We start from the raw sequence: 13754 nt of genomic DNA on the forward strand, positions 1-13754 counted from the left end.
CATAGCGAAGGGTGAATATGGCCATTCAAAAACATTAACAAATTATTTTGTTTAATTATTATTGTAAATAAGTAAACAAGTATTATCTTTGAAGTGTTACAGGGAAAAAATGCTATGAAAAAGAATTATTTCTGTAACAAGTTTGTTTATTTATTGGTTAGGTTGTTTAAAAAGCGTGTTCACTCGAACACGCTTTTTTTGTGCATGTGTATCATTTCATATATGTTTAACACATTTCTGTTTAAATAATAGTATTTTTGTATAAACAAAATAACATCCTTATGCCAGCAAAAGCGAATACTAAGAAAATAACAGAAGATGCCATTATAGGTGCTTATATGGATTATGTTCTTGAGCATGAAGTAGTGCCCAAGTCCATCTACAAATTCTGTAAGGACAATAAAATAAAGGAAGAAGAATTTTATAAATTTTTCGGATCTGTGGAAGGCTTGCAGAAGGCAATTTGGTTAACCTTCTACAAGAATACAGAAGCCTTGATAAATAAGAATGAAGATTTTGGTTCTTTTTCCAACAAGGACAAAATGCTTACTTTCTTCTTTACCTTTTTTGAATTGTTGACCCTCAATAGAAGTTACGTGCTTTTTACATTGAATGAAAATAAGAACATGCTTAAGAACATGGAACAATTAAAGGGCCTTCGACAGCATATAAAATCGTTCGCAACGGATTTGATAGAAGAGGGGAATGCCAATAAGACTTCCAAACTAACACAACATCCTCCTAAATTATTCTCTGAAGGGGCCTGGCTACAATTCCTTTTTCTTTTGAAATTCTGGATGGATGATTCTTCTCCTGCATTCGAAAAAACAGACCTGGCCATTGAAAAGTCGGTAACCACCATTTTTGATGTTTTTGACAACACCCCTTTGGAAAACATCTTGGACTTTGGAAAATTTCTGTACAAAGAGAACTTTTCATAACTGCACCTTAGATTCAAAGTTGTATTCCTAACCCCTCGGCTTTAAAAGGCCTTTAAAACATATTGCATGAAAACATTGGATAGAATTCCTACCGGAAAAATAGAAAGAGCTGGAAAATTGGTTAAAACTGGGGTAAAAGTCGGGGGAAACTATATGAAGTATTACAGCAAAAAGTTAGTGGATCCATCAATGACCAAGGACGAGCTTAATGAAGATAATGCGGGCGATATATACGATGGCTTAAAGAGCTTAAAGGGGAGTGCCCTAAAGGTCGCCCAAATGTTGAGTATGGAGAAAAGCCTTTTGCCCAGTGCGTATGTGGAGAAATTCTCTCTATCTCAATTTTCAGTACCCCCCTTGTCGGCACCGTTGGTGAGAAAGACGTTTAAAAAATATTTGGGGAAATACCCCGAGGAGATTTTCGACGAATTTGAAAAAGATTCAATTAATGCCGCGAGCATTGGGCAGGTCCATAAGGCGGTAAAGGACGGTAAGAAATTAGCGGTCAAAATTCAGTATCCAGGCGTGGCCGAAAGTATCAGTAGTGATCTGGCATTAGTGAAGCCAGTAGCGATCAGAATGTTCAATTTAAAAGGAAATGATTCTGACAAATATTTCAAGGAAGTTGAAAATAAATTAATAGAAGAGACCAATTACATATTGGAACTGCAGCAAAGTAGGGAAATTACGGAAGCCTGTGGCAACATCCCCAATATGGAGTTTCCAAAATATTATGAAGAACTTTCAAGTGAACGGATACTCACTATGGATTGGATGCATGGCAAACACCTGAGTGAGTTTACAAAAACCGATTTCGATGAAGGTTTGGGAAATACCTTGGGACAGGCCCTTTGGGATTTCTATATGTTCCAAATCCATGGCTTGAGAAAGGTACATGCCGACCCACATCCCGGTAATTTTTTGGTCAGTGAAAGGGCAACCTTGATCGCTATAGATTTTGGCTGTATCAAAGAGGTGCCCAATGAATTTTATATCCCCTATTTTGAGCTTGCCAAAAAAGAAAATATAGAGAATGACGCTATTTTTATGGAAAAGCTTTACGAATTGGAAATCCTATCGGAGTCCGATTCTCCAGAGGAATTGAAATTCTTTAAGGCACTGTTCAAGGAATTGTTGACCATTTTTACATTACCCTTTAATGAAGAGCACTTTGATTTTGGGGCTGATGAATTCTGGACTAAAATCGCCAATTTAAGCGAACGATATTCCAAGGATCCCCAGATAAGAAAAATGAACGGAAACCGTGGGTCCAAACATTTTCTGTATCTAAACAGAACCTTTTTTGGGCTGTACAATTTACTTCATGATCTCAAGGCCAAGGTAGTGGTCAATAATTTCAGACAATACATATAAAAAAAGCCCCGATTTAAATCGGGGCTTTTTTTTAATCTTTTCCCATCAGAGGGGCTTCTATAATTTCTTCTTTTTGTTTTACATATTTTTCCAGCCACTGGTCCTGTTCCCAAAGTAGGTGCAAGATGCTTTCTTTGGCCCTGTAGCCATGACTTTCCTTTGGTAGCATTACCAATCGTACGGTTGCCCCCAGGCCTTTTAGGGCGTTGAAATAACGTTCACTCTGCATAGGGTACGTCCCAGAATTATTGTCTGCCTCCCCATGGGTCAATAATAATGGGGTTTTCATTTTATCGGCATGCATAAAGGGCGACATGGTGTAATACACTTCTGGAGCTTCCCAATAGTTCCGTTCTTCGCTCTGGAACCCAAAAGGGGTCAGCGTTCTATTGTAGGCACCACTTCTGGCAATCCCTGCCGCAAATAGATCGGAATGGGAAAGTAGGTTGGCCACCATAAAAGCACCATAACTGTGTCCGCCAACGGCCACTTTTGTTCTGTCTATATATCCCATGTCATCAACAGCATCTATGGCTGCCTTGGCATTGGCTACCAACTGGGTCCTAAACGTGTCGTTTGGTTGTGCGTCTCCCTCACCAATGATAGGAAAGGCGGCATCATCCAAAACTACATACCCTTTGGTGACCCAATAAATAGGAGATCCCCAACTTGGGTAGGTAAATTCATTAGGGTTTTGGGTATTCTGTGAGGCACTGTTCTTGTCCTTATATTCTCTGGGATAGGCCCATAAAATCATTGGCATTTTTTCTTTTTTTGTCTTGTCATATCCAACAGGTAGGTACAAGGTCCCCGTTAATTCCAAGCCATCTTCTCTTTTATAGGTAACCACCTCCTTGTGTACATTTTGTATACTTTTGAAAGGGTTTTCAAAAAAGGTGAGCTGCTGTGGCGCCTTTTTGCGTATAAGGTTTTTGTAGTAGTAATTTGGATATTCGCTTTTAGATTCAATGCGCACCAGGAGCTGGTCCTTTTCCGGATGGTATTCCACTAAAGTCTCTTTTTTGTCCGTTAGGGTAGATTGGTAAAGACGGGATTTTGCTTGAGAAATCAAGTTGATTTTATCCACGAATGGGAACTGTCCTTTTTCTGAAAATCCGTCACCCATCAGAAATGCGTTGTTCTTACTGTCCAAGGCCAGCACATTTACCCCATACTCATTCCTTCTGGTCACAAATTCCCCTGGATCGTTGTATACGTCTTGGTAATTACGGTCTGAAATTATTATTGGCGTTTTGGAGGCATTGGAGGGATCAAAAACATAGGCCTTTGTATTTCTTGTATTCCACCAACGGTCGTAAGCAATAGCTATTCCATCATTGCCCCACTGTACTCCTCTGAACCTATTAATGGTCTTCAGTAGGCTTTTGCCTTCTCCTTTAAAAGGGGCTTCTAATTGAAATATCTCGTCCCTAAAAGCCACTTCGTTTTCAGGATCTCCTCCATCCAATACCTGGGCATAAATTAAGGTGGCAGGTTTGTCATTTCTCCAGCTGATATCCCTCATTCCGGTGCGTTCTGCCATAAATCCCTGGGGAAGATCCTCGATCAAAGGCACTTTTAGTATTTCATGTACCAAGCTGCCATCGTTCTTGTAAATAGTAGTGGTAGATGGGAATCTGTAATAGGGAACCAAATAAGAAAAGGGTCGGTCTATTGTCTCAGCCATAATATAAGAACCGTCTGGGGAAAAACTTAAAGAACTGTACATATCAGGGCCTTTCCATAAGGAGGCATTTCCGTTGAGGTCTACCTTGTGCAATTCCGATAGGGCCAGTTGTTCAAAGTTAAATTCGTCATTCGGATTTTTCAACAGATCCTGGTAGGTCCTATTCTGTGCCTTTTTTCCGTCATTTGAAGAAATGGTAGGTCCAACGGGAACGGCCTCACTAACATTGATCAATGGTTTTCTAGCGGACGGAAGCATTTTCACCAAGATGGAATTTCCATCCTTGAACCAGTTGATAACGTCCCTCATGTTGGCATTTACATTGGCCTGGGTGATTTTTTTAACCGAAGCTTTTTCCAAATCCAAAATCCATATTTCAACGCCGGTTTTTGTTGTATTGGTCACCGCAATTTTGGATTGGTCCGGAGACCAGCTGAAATTTGCCAGCCTTGGGTTTTCAGGCAGTCCACTCACCTGCGTTTCTTGAGAAGCAGAAGTAGGCTTTATTTTTATATTATTGTAGTAATTGGTGCGGCTTCCAATATTCGTTTTTGGGTTGATACGGAGTCCGGCCAGTCTCAATTCGTCTTCAGAAAGTTCTTCGATGGTCTTATATGCATCCCTGTAGAGCATTACCATATGTTTGCCATTATCCGTAATCAGTACGGTTGGCGCCAAGGGGGCGTCAACTAATTTTAATATTTCCTCCGAAGGTTTCTGGTACGTTAGGCTTTCCTGTGAATGTCCGGAGAAAACGAGGAACATCAAAAGTAAGGGTAAGAATTTTTTCATGTATTAAATTTTAAGTTGGTATAATAGTGTGAGCAGCGAAAGTGCTACCATGTAATTATCCGTCAATGTACTAAAATACGTAGCCTTTAAATGTTGTAAAAACGTTAAAACAGGGTAATGCGGTTGAAATTCACGATTAGCCATGCGGAACAATGAAAATTTAAACCGACTTTATTTTTTATCTTTTATATGGATTACCGTCAATCTTTATTATCTTGACAAACGGATATAGAAAAGCTTCATATTACCGAAAAAACTAACAAACCTTAAAATGTACAATTCAAAAATTATAGGATTAGGGTACTATGTACCAGAAAATGTGGTGACTAATGATGATCTTTCCAAGCTTATGGATACCAATGATGCTTGGATTCAAGAACGCACGGGAATCCAAGAGCGTAGACATGTTATCAAAGGTGAGGATACCACCACTTCTATGGGGGTAAAAGCCGCTAAGGTGGCCATTGAACGGGCTGGAATAGATAAAGATGATATTGATTTTATCATTTTTGCCACCCTAAGTCCAGATTACTATTTTCCTGGTCCAGGAGTTTTGGTACAGCGCGACCTAAATATTAAGACAGTGGGTGCATTGGACGTTCGTAACCAATGTTCGGGATTTGTCTATGCCCTATCCGTGGCAGATCAATATGTGAAAACCGGGATGTATAAGAATGTTTTGGTCATTGGTTCCGAACTGCACTCCCACGGTTTGGATATGACTACTAGGGGAAGGGGAGTTTCCGTTATTTTTGGGGATGGGGCAGGAGCCGCCATCATCAGTAGGGAAGAGGATACTTCCAAGGGGATATTATCAACCCACCTACATTCAGAAGGCCAACATGCAGAGGAATTATCCTTAATAGCTCCAGGAATGGGAAAACGTTGGGTCAACGATATCATTGCAGATAATGACCCTAATGATGAATCGTATTTTCCATATATGAACGGACAGTTCGTATTTAAAAATGCAGTGGTCCGTTTTAGTGAGGTAATCAATGAGGGGCTTGAAAAAAATAACCTAAAAACCACGGATATTGATATGTTGGTGCCCCACCAGGCAAACCTTCGTATTTCTCAGTTTATTCAAAAGAAGTTTGGATTATCAGACGATCAGGTTTTCAATAATATTATGAAATATGGGAATACTACTGCTGCTTCCATTCCTATTGCTTTGACCGAGGCTTGGGAGCAAGGCAAGATAAAAGAGGGAGATGTAGTGGTCCTTGCCGCTTTTGGTAGCGGATTTACCTGGGGCAGTGTCATTATTAAGTGGTAAGAATGCCATTGACTGTTTTCAGAGAGATAATAAAAAGAAAACCCGAAGCAGATGCTCCGGGTTTCTTCATTGATAAGCCATACTAAACACTAACCATTAACTATAAAAATATAGCCTTATCAATGACTTGATTTCGAATTAGTCCCTCCCAAGGGACGAAAATTTTATTAAAAATTAGGCAACGTTAACATTATTTAACACTGATATTAACATATGAAGAAAACACTTGTTTTTGGTGCATCATTAAAGCCCAATAGGTACAGTCATGTGGCTGTAAAACGCTTATTGGCCAATCAGATTGAAACAGAAGCTTTTGGACTTAAGGAAGGGCAAATCGACTCAGTTTCAGTAAAGACCGACCTTAAAAATATCAATGACATACATACGTTGACACTGTATATAGGACCAGAAAGACAGGAGTCTTACTATGACGGTATTTTGGCCCTTTCCCCAAAAAGGGTAATTTTTAATCCGGGCACGGAAAACCCAGAATTATACGATCTTTTAGAGAAAGAGGGAATAGAGGTAGAAGTGGCCTGTACCTTGGTGCTATTGGGAACTGGTCAGTATTAATTAATACCTGAATCAATTATTCCTTGATTCGAATCAGCCACAACCCGAAAAAGGTCAATAGGCCATTTATGGGCAGTAATTCGTAACCCACCGCATAACCCCCAATATATTCCATCGGGATATTGGCGATTCCTACAATGATCAGGACAGAGGCAATGGCCACTATCCAAACATACCGATCCATGATTTTGTATTTGGTAAAGATGCCAAATGCGAATAAACCCAAGAGTGGGCCATAAGTGTATGTGGCAACCGTAAGTAGGCCGTCTATAACATTTTTATCAAGTACATATTTGAAGATTATGATCACAATGATCAATAGGATACTCATTCCAACATGTGTTTTCTTACGGATGCTCTTTTGAATGGCTTCCGGACGCTTCTCAATATTTAAAAAGTCCACACAGAAGGAGGTGGTCAAGGCAGTCAGGGCACTGTCGGCGCTACTGTACGCGGCGGCAATAAGGCCTAGCATAAAAGTGACGGCCACGGTAATTCCCAAGCCGTTGTTGAGTGCTATTTCGGGAAACAGTAAATCGGATTTAGGTGACCCGTCCATCAAAGGAATGGCGATATTGAATTTGGCTGCGTATATAAAAAGAAGGGCTCCTAGAAGCAAAAAGATAAAGTTAACGACCACAAGGACCACCGTAAAGGAGATCATATTCTTCTGGGCGTCCTTCAAGGATTTGCAGGTGAGGTTCTTTTGCATCATGTCCTGATCAAGACCCGTCATACAAATGGTAATGAACATTCCGCCAATGAACGATTTTACAAAGTGGGTCTTATTGAATAATGAATCGGTAAATAAGATTTTATTGTACTGTTTCAATTCATCCGAAGCCAAGAATTCAGTAAAGGTCCACCCCATTTCCTGATTGATAAAATAGATGCACAATCCCACGGAAACAAGCATAAACAAGGTCTGTAAGGAATCTGTCCAAACAATGGTCTTGATACCACCTCTAAAGGTGTAGATCCAGATCAATAGAATGGATAGGATCACGGTCATTTCAAAAGGCACGCTAAGCTCATCAAAAACAAACTGTTGCAACACAATGGCCACCAAAAATAGTCGGAACGCCGAGCCAAGTACCCTGGATATAAAGAAAAAGAATGCGCCGGTCTTATAACTCACCTGTCCAAAACGTTGCCCCAAATACTCATATATAGAAGTAACATTAAGTTTATAATAGATGGGCAGGAGGACATAGGCTATTACAAAATACCCTACGAGATACCCAAATACCACCTGCATGTAGCTGAATTGGGAGGCTTCTACCCAACCTGGAACCGAAATAAAAGTAACCCCAGATAAAGAGGCTCCGACCATCCCAAAGGCCACCAAGAACCAAGGCGATTGTTTGCCCGCTTTGAAGAAGTCGTTGTTGGAATCATTTTTTCCGGTAAGATAGGAGATGAATAAAAGCACTAAAAAATAACACCCAATGAGGATCAGGATATGCGTGGCGGTCATAAAAATAAATTTGCATCGCAAAGTACAAAAAGATAAAACATAAATCTAAAATCGTAATTTTGTCCTATGGAATTTTCTTCGAAATTATTGGAAAATGCAGTTTATGAAATGTCTCAATTGCCGGGCATTGGTAAACGGACTGCATTGCGGCTTGTGCTTCATATCTTAAAGCAGCCCAGTGAGCAGACGTTAAGACTCACATCAGCCCTGCAACGTGTAAGGAACGATATTAAGTTTTGTTCCAACTGTCATAATATTTCCGATGTAGCTTTGTGCGAGATTTGTGCCAATCCTAAAAGGGATGAGAGCCTGGTCTGTGTGGTGGAGGACATCAGGGATGTCATGGCGATAGAAAATACAGGACAATATAAAGGACTCTATCATGTTTTGGGTGGTAAGATCTCTCCAATGGAGGGCATAGGGCCACAAAATCTGACCATTTCATCTTTAATGACCAAAGTGAAAGAGGGAATCATAAAGGAATTGATCTTTGCGCTGAGTTCCACTATGGAAGGCGATACAACCAATTTTTATATTTACAAACAGTTGGAAGGGACAGAGGTAAAAACATCTACTATTGCCCGAGGTATCGCTGTGGGTGATGAATTGGAATATGCAGATGAGGTCACCTTGGGGCGAAGTATTATTAACCGTATCCCTTTTGAGAATTCATTAAAATCGTCCTAAGAAACAAACTAAAAAATGGGATTAATATAATTGTAAGGTCTTTTTTTTAGTATTTTTGCAAATTATCAAACCAAATAAGCATACAAAGTATCAATATGTCAAGATTCGAATTAAAATTGCCGCAGATGGGCGAAAGTGTTGCAGAGGCAACCCTGACCTCATGGTTAAAGGAAGTTGGTGATACCATTGAAATGGATGAAGCCGTTTTTGAGATAGCTACTGATAAGGTAGATTCCGAAGTTCCTAGTGAAGTGGATGGTGTTTTGGTGGAGAAATTGTTTACTATAGATGATGTGATCAAGGTGGGACAGACTGTCGCCATCATAGAGATCGCCGGGGACGGCCAAGATGATGATGAGGGTGGCTCCGCAGCAAGCAAGGAGGAAGAAGTACCGCAACAAGTGGTGGAAGAATTGGAAGACAATATGGAAGGGGCAAAGGAAACTACGGCATCTCCCGCAATGGCTTTTGACGAGTCCGATAAATTTTATTCCCCTTTGGTAAAAAATATAGCCAAGCAAGAGGGTATTTCTGTTGCCGAATTGGATACCATAAATGGTACAGGTAAGGATAATAGGGTCACAAAAAATGATATTTTGGAGTATGTGGAGAATAGGGCTTCGGGCAAACAAGCCCCCGTTTCAGATCCACAGCCTGCAGTAGCAAAACAAGAACAAACAGTTGCGGCTAAAATGGCCGAGGAGAAGCCAAAAGCCACCCCAGTTCAGGTTGGCAGTGGTGATGAGGTAATCCCAATGTCCCGTATGGGGAAACTCATTGCCCAGTATATGACCGCGAGTATTGCTACTTCGGCCCATGTGCAGAGTTTTGTGGAGGTAGACGTTACCAATGTGGTGAACTGGAGAAATAAAGTGAAGAACACTTTTGAGAAAAGGGAAGGAGAGAAACTTACGTTTACTCCTATCTTTATGGAAGCCATAGCCACAGCATTGAAGAAGTATCCAATGATGAATATTTCTTTGGATGGCGACAATGTTATTAAAAAGAAAAACATCAATTTGGGAATGGCAGCTGCCTTGCCAGATGGAAACCTTATTGTTCCGGTGATAAAAAATGCGGACCAGTTGAATTTGGTTGGGATGGCGAAAGCGGTAAATGATTTGGCCAATAGGGCCAGGAACAATGCCCTAAAGCCAGACGAGATCAAGGAAGGCACATACACCGTAACCAATGTGGGTACTTTTGGCAGTGTTTTTGGAACACCCATTATCAATCAACCACAGGTAGGGATCATGGCATTGGGAGCAATTCGCAAGATTCCTTCTGTTATTGAAACTCCAGAAGGGGATTTAATAGGTATCCGGAGCAAGATGTATCTTTCCCATAGTTATGACCACAGGGTGGTAAATGGAGCCTTGGGAGGAATGTTCGTTAAGGCCGTGGCTGATTATTTGGAGGCCTGGGATGTGAATAGGGAAGTATAGTAATTGTTGTTAATATATTGTAAAATGCTCCAGGTTACTGGGGCATTTTTCGTTTGCAATACTATTTCTAAAAGGAAGGAATTGGACAGCTATAATTCTTTCTTGGAAGTGATTATTGGAATAACTTAACAAAATATTAGGGGGCACTTCGCATGTCTTCTTCGTTTAAAACTGTGTCAAACCTTATCTTTAGCGGATAAACAAAATAGTTTTACTTTAATGATTTCTCCTCTCCCGATGAAGAAATGGCTCCGCCTTTTTTCAATAGTTCTACTGCCAATAACCCTTTTTTCCCAGAACGAATCCATAAAAATGTTTCTCGTCTTTGATGCAAATAGGGGTTAGTCGGGTATTGGTCGAATTAAAACAGTAATCTTTTCATCCTCTATTTCTAAAAACTATCTTTGTAGAAATCATATATAAGGATGCAATTAAACCTCACAAGGCCCATCTGTTTTTTCGATTTGGAAACAACAGGAATCAATGTGGCAAAGGACAGAATAGTAGAGATTTCTATTTTAAAAGTATATCCCAACGGGAATAAGGAGAGTAGGACATGGTTGGTGAACCCAGAAATGCCAATTCCTGCAGAAGTGGTTGCCGTTCATGGTATTTCCGATGAGAAGGTGGCTAATGAGCCTACTTTTAAGGAGCTGTCCAAGGAAATTTACAGCATGATCAAGGATTGTGATCTTGGAGGTTTTAATTCCGATCGCTTCGATATTCCGTTGCTGGCGGAAGAAATGCTTCGGGCAGAGGTCGATTTTGACATGAAGAGTACTGTTTCTGTGGATGTTCAGACCATTTTCCACAAAATGGAAAAAAGAACCCTAGCAGCCGCCTATAAGTTTTATTGTGATAAGGAACTGACCGATGCCCATAGTGCGGAAGCCGATACCAATGCGACTTATGAGGTGCTGTTGTCCCAATTGGATCGCTATCCGGAATTGGATAACAATATTAAAAAATTGGCAGAGTTTTCCACGCACAGGCAATTTGTAGATTTTGCCGGTTTTATTGCATTGGATGAAGACGGAGAAGAAATTTTCTCCTTTGGGAAGCACAAGGGCAGAAAGGTGCATGATGTCTTGGAAAAAGAGCCAGGGTATTTTGGTTGGATATTGAATGCCGATTTTCCATTGTATACCAAAAAAGTGCTCACTCAAATAAAACTGAGTAAGCTCAATAATAAATTAGGGTAAATACAATCTTTGTCCTTATTTTGGCGAATCCTATTTTAAATATCAAAAGGATATTCTGTAGTGTCAAATATTGAATCAAGAGCATGAAAATCATCTGTATAGGTCGCAATTATGCCGACCATATCAAAGAATTGAATAATGAAAGGCCTACAGATCCGGTGGTTTTTATAAAGCCAGATTCTTCGGTTCTACCCAAAGAGCAGGATTTTTACATACCTGAATTCACCAAAGATGTCCATTATGAAGTGGAGGTTTTGGTGAAAATCAAGAAGGTGGGGAAGCATATCGAAGAAAAGTTTGCCCATACCTATTATGACGAGGTTGGACTTGGGATAGATTTTACTGCCAGGGATGTACAATCTGCCTTAAAGGAGAAAGGTTTGCCCTGGGAAAAAGCCAAAGGTTTTGATGGTGCCGCCGTGGTGGGGAAATGGTTGCCCAAGTCAAATTTTAAGGATTTGAACAATTTAAATTTTTCGCTCTCCAAAAACGGGGAATTGGTACAGGAAGGAAATACTAGTATGATGCTGTGGAAGATAGATGAGATCATCGCCTATGTGTCTACCTATTTTATGCTGAAAAAGGGAGATATTATTTTTACGGGAACCCCTGCCGGTGTAGGAAAAATTGAAACAAATGATTACCTTTCAGGTAAGCTTGAAAACGAAGAGTTATTTACGGTAAAAATAAAATAATGATTTACAGTTTAGACAAATTAAATGAAATGGCAGAAGGGGATGAGGAATTTATCAACTCTGTAATAGCTGTATTCTTAGATGAGGTGCCCACCGATTTGGAATTATTGGAACAGGCTATCGAGAAAAAGGATTATGGCAATGTGTATCAATTGGCACATAAAATAAAGCCAAATGTTGACCTTTTAGGGATGGAGCAGACCCGAGCGAATGCCTTGGAGATAGAAACTCTGGGAAAAACCGAAGGTAGTGGAGATGCCATCGATAAATTATTTCCCTTATTAAAAAATGATATCCATCAAGTGGTATCCGAGCTTAAGAAAGACTTCAATTTATAATGCTTGCAGAAATCATAACCATTGGGGATGAAATCCTAATTGGGCAAATTATTGATACCAATTCTGCTTTTATCGCTCATGAGCTAAACCAAATAGGGGTTTCTGTCTATCAGATCACTTCCGTACAGGATGAGCGCAAGCATATTCTCAAGGCTTTTGAGGAAGCCGAGTCCAGGGCAGATGTAATAATTATCACGGGAGGCCTAGGGCCTACCAAGGACGATATTACCAAACGGACCCTTTGTGAGTATTTTGGGGACACCCTTGTGGAGAGCAAAGAGGTGTTGGATCATGTAGAAGAGCTTTTCAAAAACTATATTTCCACACCAATTTCAGATATGAACCGCAGACAGGCATTGGTGCCTTCCAGGTCCACGGTATTAAAGAATGCCTATGGAACGGCTCCAGGGATGTGGATAAAGCACAATGGTAAGGTATTTGTATCTCTACCCGGAGTGCCTTTTGAAATGAAGAGCCTTATACGGAACGAGGTAATCCCCAGAATTGTCAACGAGTTCCATAGACCTTTTATTCTACATAGAACGTTGATCACTTACGGAGTGGGCGAGAGCGCCATTGCAGAAAAAATAGAAGATTGGGAGAACGCACTGCCGCCCTTCATTAGGTTGGCCTATCTGCCCAATCTTGGGAAGGTGAGGTTGCGGTTGACGGCCAAGGGCACGGACAAGGAGGGCATAGGCATGGCCGTTGATGAGGAAATCCAAAAACTTCATGGCATCATTGGGGATATTATCTTTGGAGAGGACCAAAATGGCGCTTTGGAAGAAGTCGTAGGCAAAATACTGGCCAAAAAGAAATATACGTTGGCCACGGCGGAGAGTTGTACCGGAGGGGCCATTGCAGAGCGAATTACTTCTGTACCAGGAGCTTCAGCTTATTTTAAGGGAAGTGTGGTCAGTTATGCCACGGAAGCCAAAATTAAGGTGCTCCAGGTGCCCGAAAAGATGATAAATGATGATTCTGTGGTCAGTGAAGCCGTTGCAAAGTCCATGGCGCAGAACGTAAAGGAACTTTTTAATACAGATTTTGCAATTTCTACAACTGGGAACGCCGGACCCACAAAAGGAGATTCTGATGCAGATGTAGGAACGGTGTATATTGCAATTGCCTCACCATCTGGTGTTTATGCTGAGAAATTCATGATGGGGAACCATCGGGAACGTATCGTTCAGAAGTCCGTGAACAAGTCTTTTGAGCTTTTGCAAAAAGAAATTCTAAAATTCTGAAAAAAGAATTTTGCCTT

The 13754-nt window shown here is 40.6% G+C and carries 12 protein-coding genes; 10 read left to right on the forward strand and 2 right to left on the reverse strand.

All coding sequences use genetic code 11. The features are described 5' to 3' along the window. The first annotated feature begins 281 nt into the window (after window positions 1–281). Window positions 282–941, forward strand: a complete 660-nt coding sequence (locus SB49_RS01145) for a TetR family transcriptional regulator C-terminal domain-containing protein (RefSeq protein WP_062053065.1) — start codon at window positions 282–284, stop codon at window positions 939–941. A 66-nt stretch (window positions 942–1007) separates the two neighbouring features. Then, a complete protein-coding gene (locus SB49_RS01150; protein ID WP_062053067.1) occupies window positions 1008–2315 on the forward strand; it encodes an ABC1 kinase family protein in 1308 nt (435 codons plus the stop codon). Between the two features lie 31 nt (window positions 2316–2346). Here the strand turns inward: SB49_RS01150 and SB49_RS01155 are convergent, their stop codons facing one another. Further along, a complete protein-coding gene (locus tag SB49_RS01155; protein ID WP_062053069.1) occupies window positions 2347–4794 on the reverse strand; it encodes an alpha/beta hydrolase family protein in 2448 nt (815 codons plus the stop codon). 271 nt (window positions 4795–5065) lie between these two features. Between SB49_RS01155 and SB49_RS01160 the strand changes: the two genes are divergently transcribed. After that, a complete protein-coding gene (locus SB49_RS01160; protein ID WP_062053071.1) occupies window positions 5066–6073 on the forward strand; it encodes a 3-oxoacyl-ACP synthase III family protein in 1008 nt (335 codons plus the stop codon). 213 nt (window positions 6074–6286) lie between these two features. After that, the gene (locus SB49_RS01165) at window positions 6287–6646 is read left to right on the forward strand and encodes a CoA-binding protein (protein WP_062053073.1); all 360 of its coding nucleotides are present in this window, start codon (window positions 6287–6289) and stop codon (window positions 6644–6646) included. A 16-nt stretch (window positions 6647–6662) separates the two neighbouring features. Here the strand turns inward: SB49_RS01165 and SB49_RS01170 are convergent, their stop codons facing one another. Next, entirely contained in the window at window positions 6663–8123 is a 1461-nt protein-coding gene (locus tag SB49_RS01170) for a sodium:solute symporter (protein ID WP_062053075.1), read from the reverse strand. A gap of 66 nt (window positions 8124–8189) precedes the next feature. Between SB49_RS01170 and recR the strand changes: the two genes are divergently transcribed. The 6 genes from recR (at window position 8190) to SB49_RS01200 (ending at window position 13737) form a co-directional block, all read left to right on the forward strand. Beyond that, window positions 8190–8810, forward strand: a complete 621-nt coding sequence (gene recR, locus SB49_RS01175; RefSeq protein ID WP_062053077.1) for a recombination mediator RecR — start codon at window positions 8190–8192, stop codon at window positions 8808–8810. A gap of 95 nt (window positions 8811–8905) precedes the next feature. Further along, complete coding sequence (locus SB49_RS01180) at window positions 8906–10255, forward strand: dihydrolipoamide acetyltransferase family protein (RefSeq protein ID WP_062053079.1); 1350 nt, start codon at window positions 8906–8908, stop codon at window positions 10253–10255. Window positions 10256–10680: 425 nt separating this feature from the next. Continuing rightward, complete coding sequence (locus SB49_RS01185) at window positions 10681–11457, forward strand: 3'-5' exonuclease (protein WP_062053081.1); 777 nt, start codon at window positions 10681–10683, stop codon at window positions 11455–11457. Between the two features lie 83 nt (window positions 11458–11540). After that, window positions 11541–12152 (forward strand): fumarylacetoacetate hydrolase family protein, encoded by a 612-nt coding sequence (locus SB49_RS01190; protein WP_062053083.1) that lies wholly within the window; start codon window positions 11541–11543, stop codon window positions 12150–12152. Then, window positions 12152–12490 (forward strand): Hpt domain-containing protein, encoded by a 339-nt coding sequence (locus tag SB49_RS01195; protein ID WP_062053085.1) that lies wholly within the window; start codon window positions 12152–12154, stop codon window positions 12488–12490. The genes SB49_RS01190 and SB49_RS01195 overlap by 1 nt, the downstream gene beginning before the upstream one ends. After that, window positions 12490–13737 (forward strand): competence/damage-inducible protein A, encoded by a 1248-nt coding sequence (locus SB49_RS01200; RefSeq protein ID WP_062053087.1) that lies wholly within the window; start codon window positions 12490–12492, stop codon window positions 13735–13737. The genes SB49_RS01195 and SB49_RS01200 overlap by 1 nt, the downstream gene beginning before the upstream one ends. Window positions 13738–13754: the final 17 nt, after the last annotated feature.

This window comes from Sediminicola sp. YIK13 (genome assembly GCF_001430825.1).
Lineage (GTDB): Bacteria > Bacteroidota > Bacteroidia > Flavobacteriales > Flavobacteriaceae > Sediminicola.

Bases quoted from the DNA above. Each gene is read 5' to 3' on its own strand.
- SB49_RS01145 (WP_062053065.1), top strand. From the start codon at position 282: ATGCCAGCAAAAGCGAATACTAAGAAAATAACAGAAGATGCCATTATA.
- SB49_RS01150 (WP_062053067.1), top strand. From the start codon at position 1,008: ATGAAAACATTGGATAGAATTCCTACCGGAAAAATAGAAAGAGCTGGA.
- SB49_RS01155 (WP_062053069.1), bottom strand. From the start codon at position 4,794: ATGAAAAAATTCTTACCCTTACTTTTGATGTTCCTCGTTTTCTCCGGA.
- SB49_RS01160 (WP_062053071.1), top strand. From the start codon at position 5,066: ATGTACAATTCAAAAATTATAGGATTAGGGTACTATGTACCAGAAAAT.
- SB49_RS01165 (WP_062053073.1), top strand. From the start codon at position 6,287: ATGAAGAAAACACTTGTTTTTGGTGCATCATTAAAGCCCAATAGGTAC.
- SB49_RS01170 (WP_062053075.1), bottom strand. From the start codon at position 8,123: ATGACCGCCACGCATATCCTGATCCTCATTGGGTGTTATTTTTTAGTG.
- recR (WP_062053077.1), top strand. From the start codon at position 8,190: ATGGAATTTTCTTCGAAATTATTGGAAAATGCAGTTTATGAAATGTCT.
- SB49_RS01180 (WP_062053079.1), top strand. From the start codon at position 8,906: ATGTCAAGATTCGAATTAAAATTGCCGCAGATGGGCGAAAGTGTTGCA.
- SB49_RS01185 (WP_062053081.1), top strand. From the start codon at position 10,681: ATGCAATTAAACCTCACAAGGCCCATCTGTTTTTTCGATTTGGAAACA.
- SB49_RS01190 (WP_062053083.1), top strand. From the start codon at position 11,541: ATGAAAATCATCTGTATAGGTCGCAATTATGCCGACCATATCAAAGAA.
- SB49_RS01195 (WP_062053085.1), top strand. From the start codon at position 12,152: ATGATTTACAGTTTAGACAAATTAAATGAAATGGCAGAAGGGGATGAG.
- SB49_RS01200 (WP_062053087.1), top strand. From the start codon at position 12,490: ATGCTTGCAGAAATCATAACCATTGGGGATGAAATCCTAATTGGGCAA.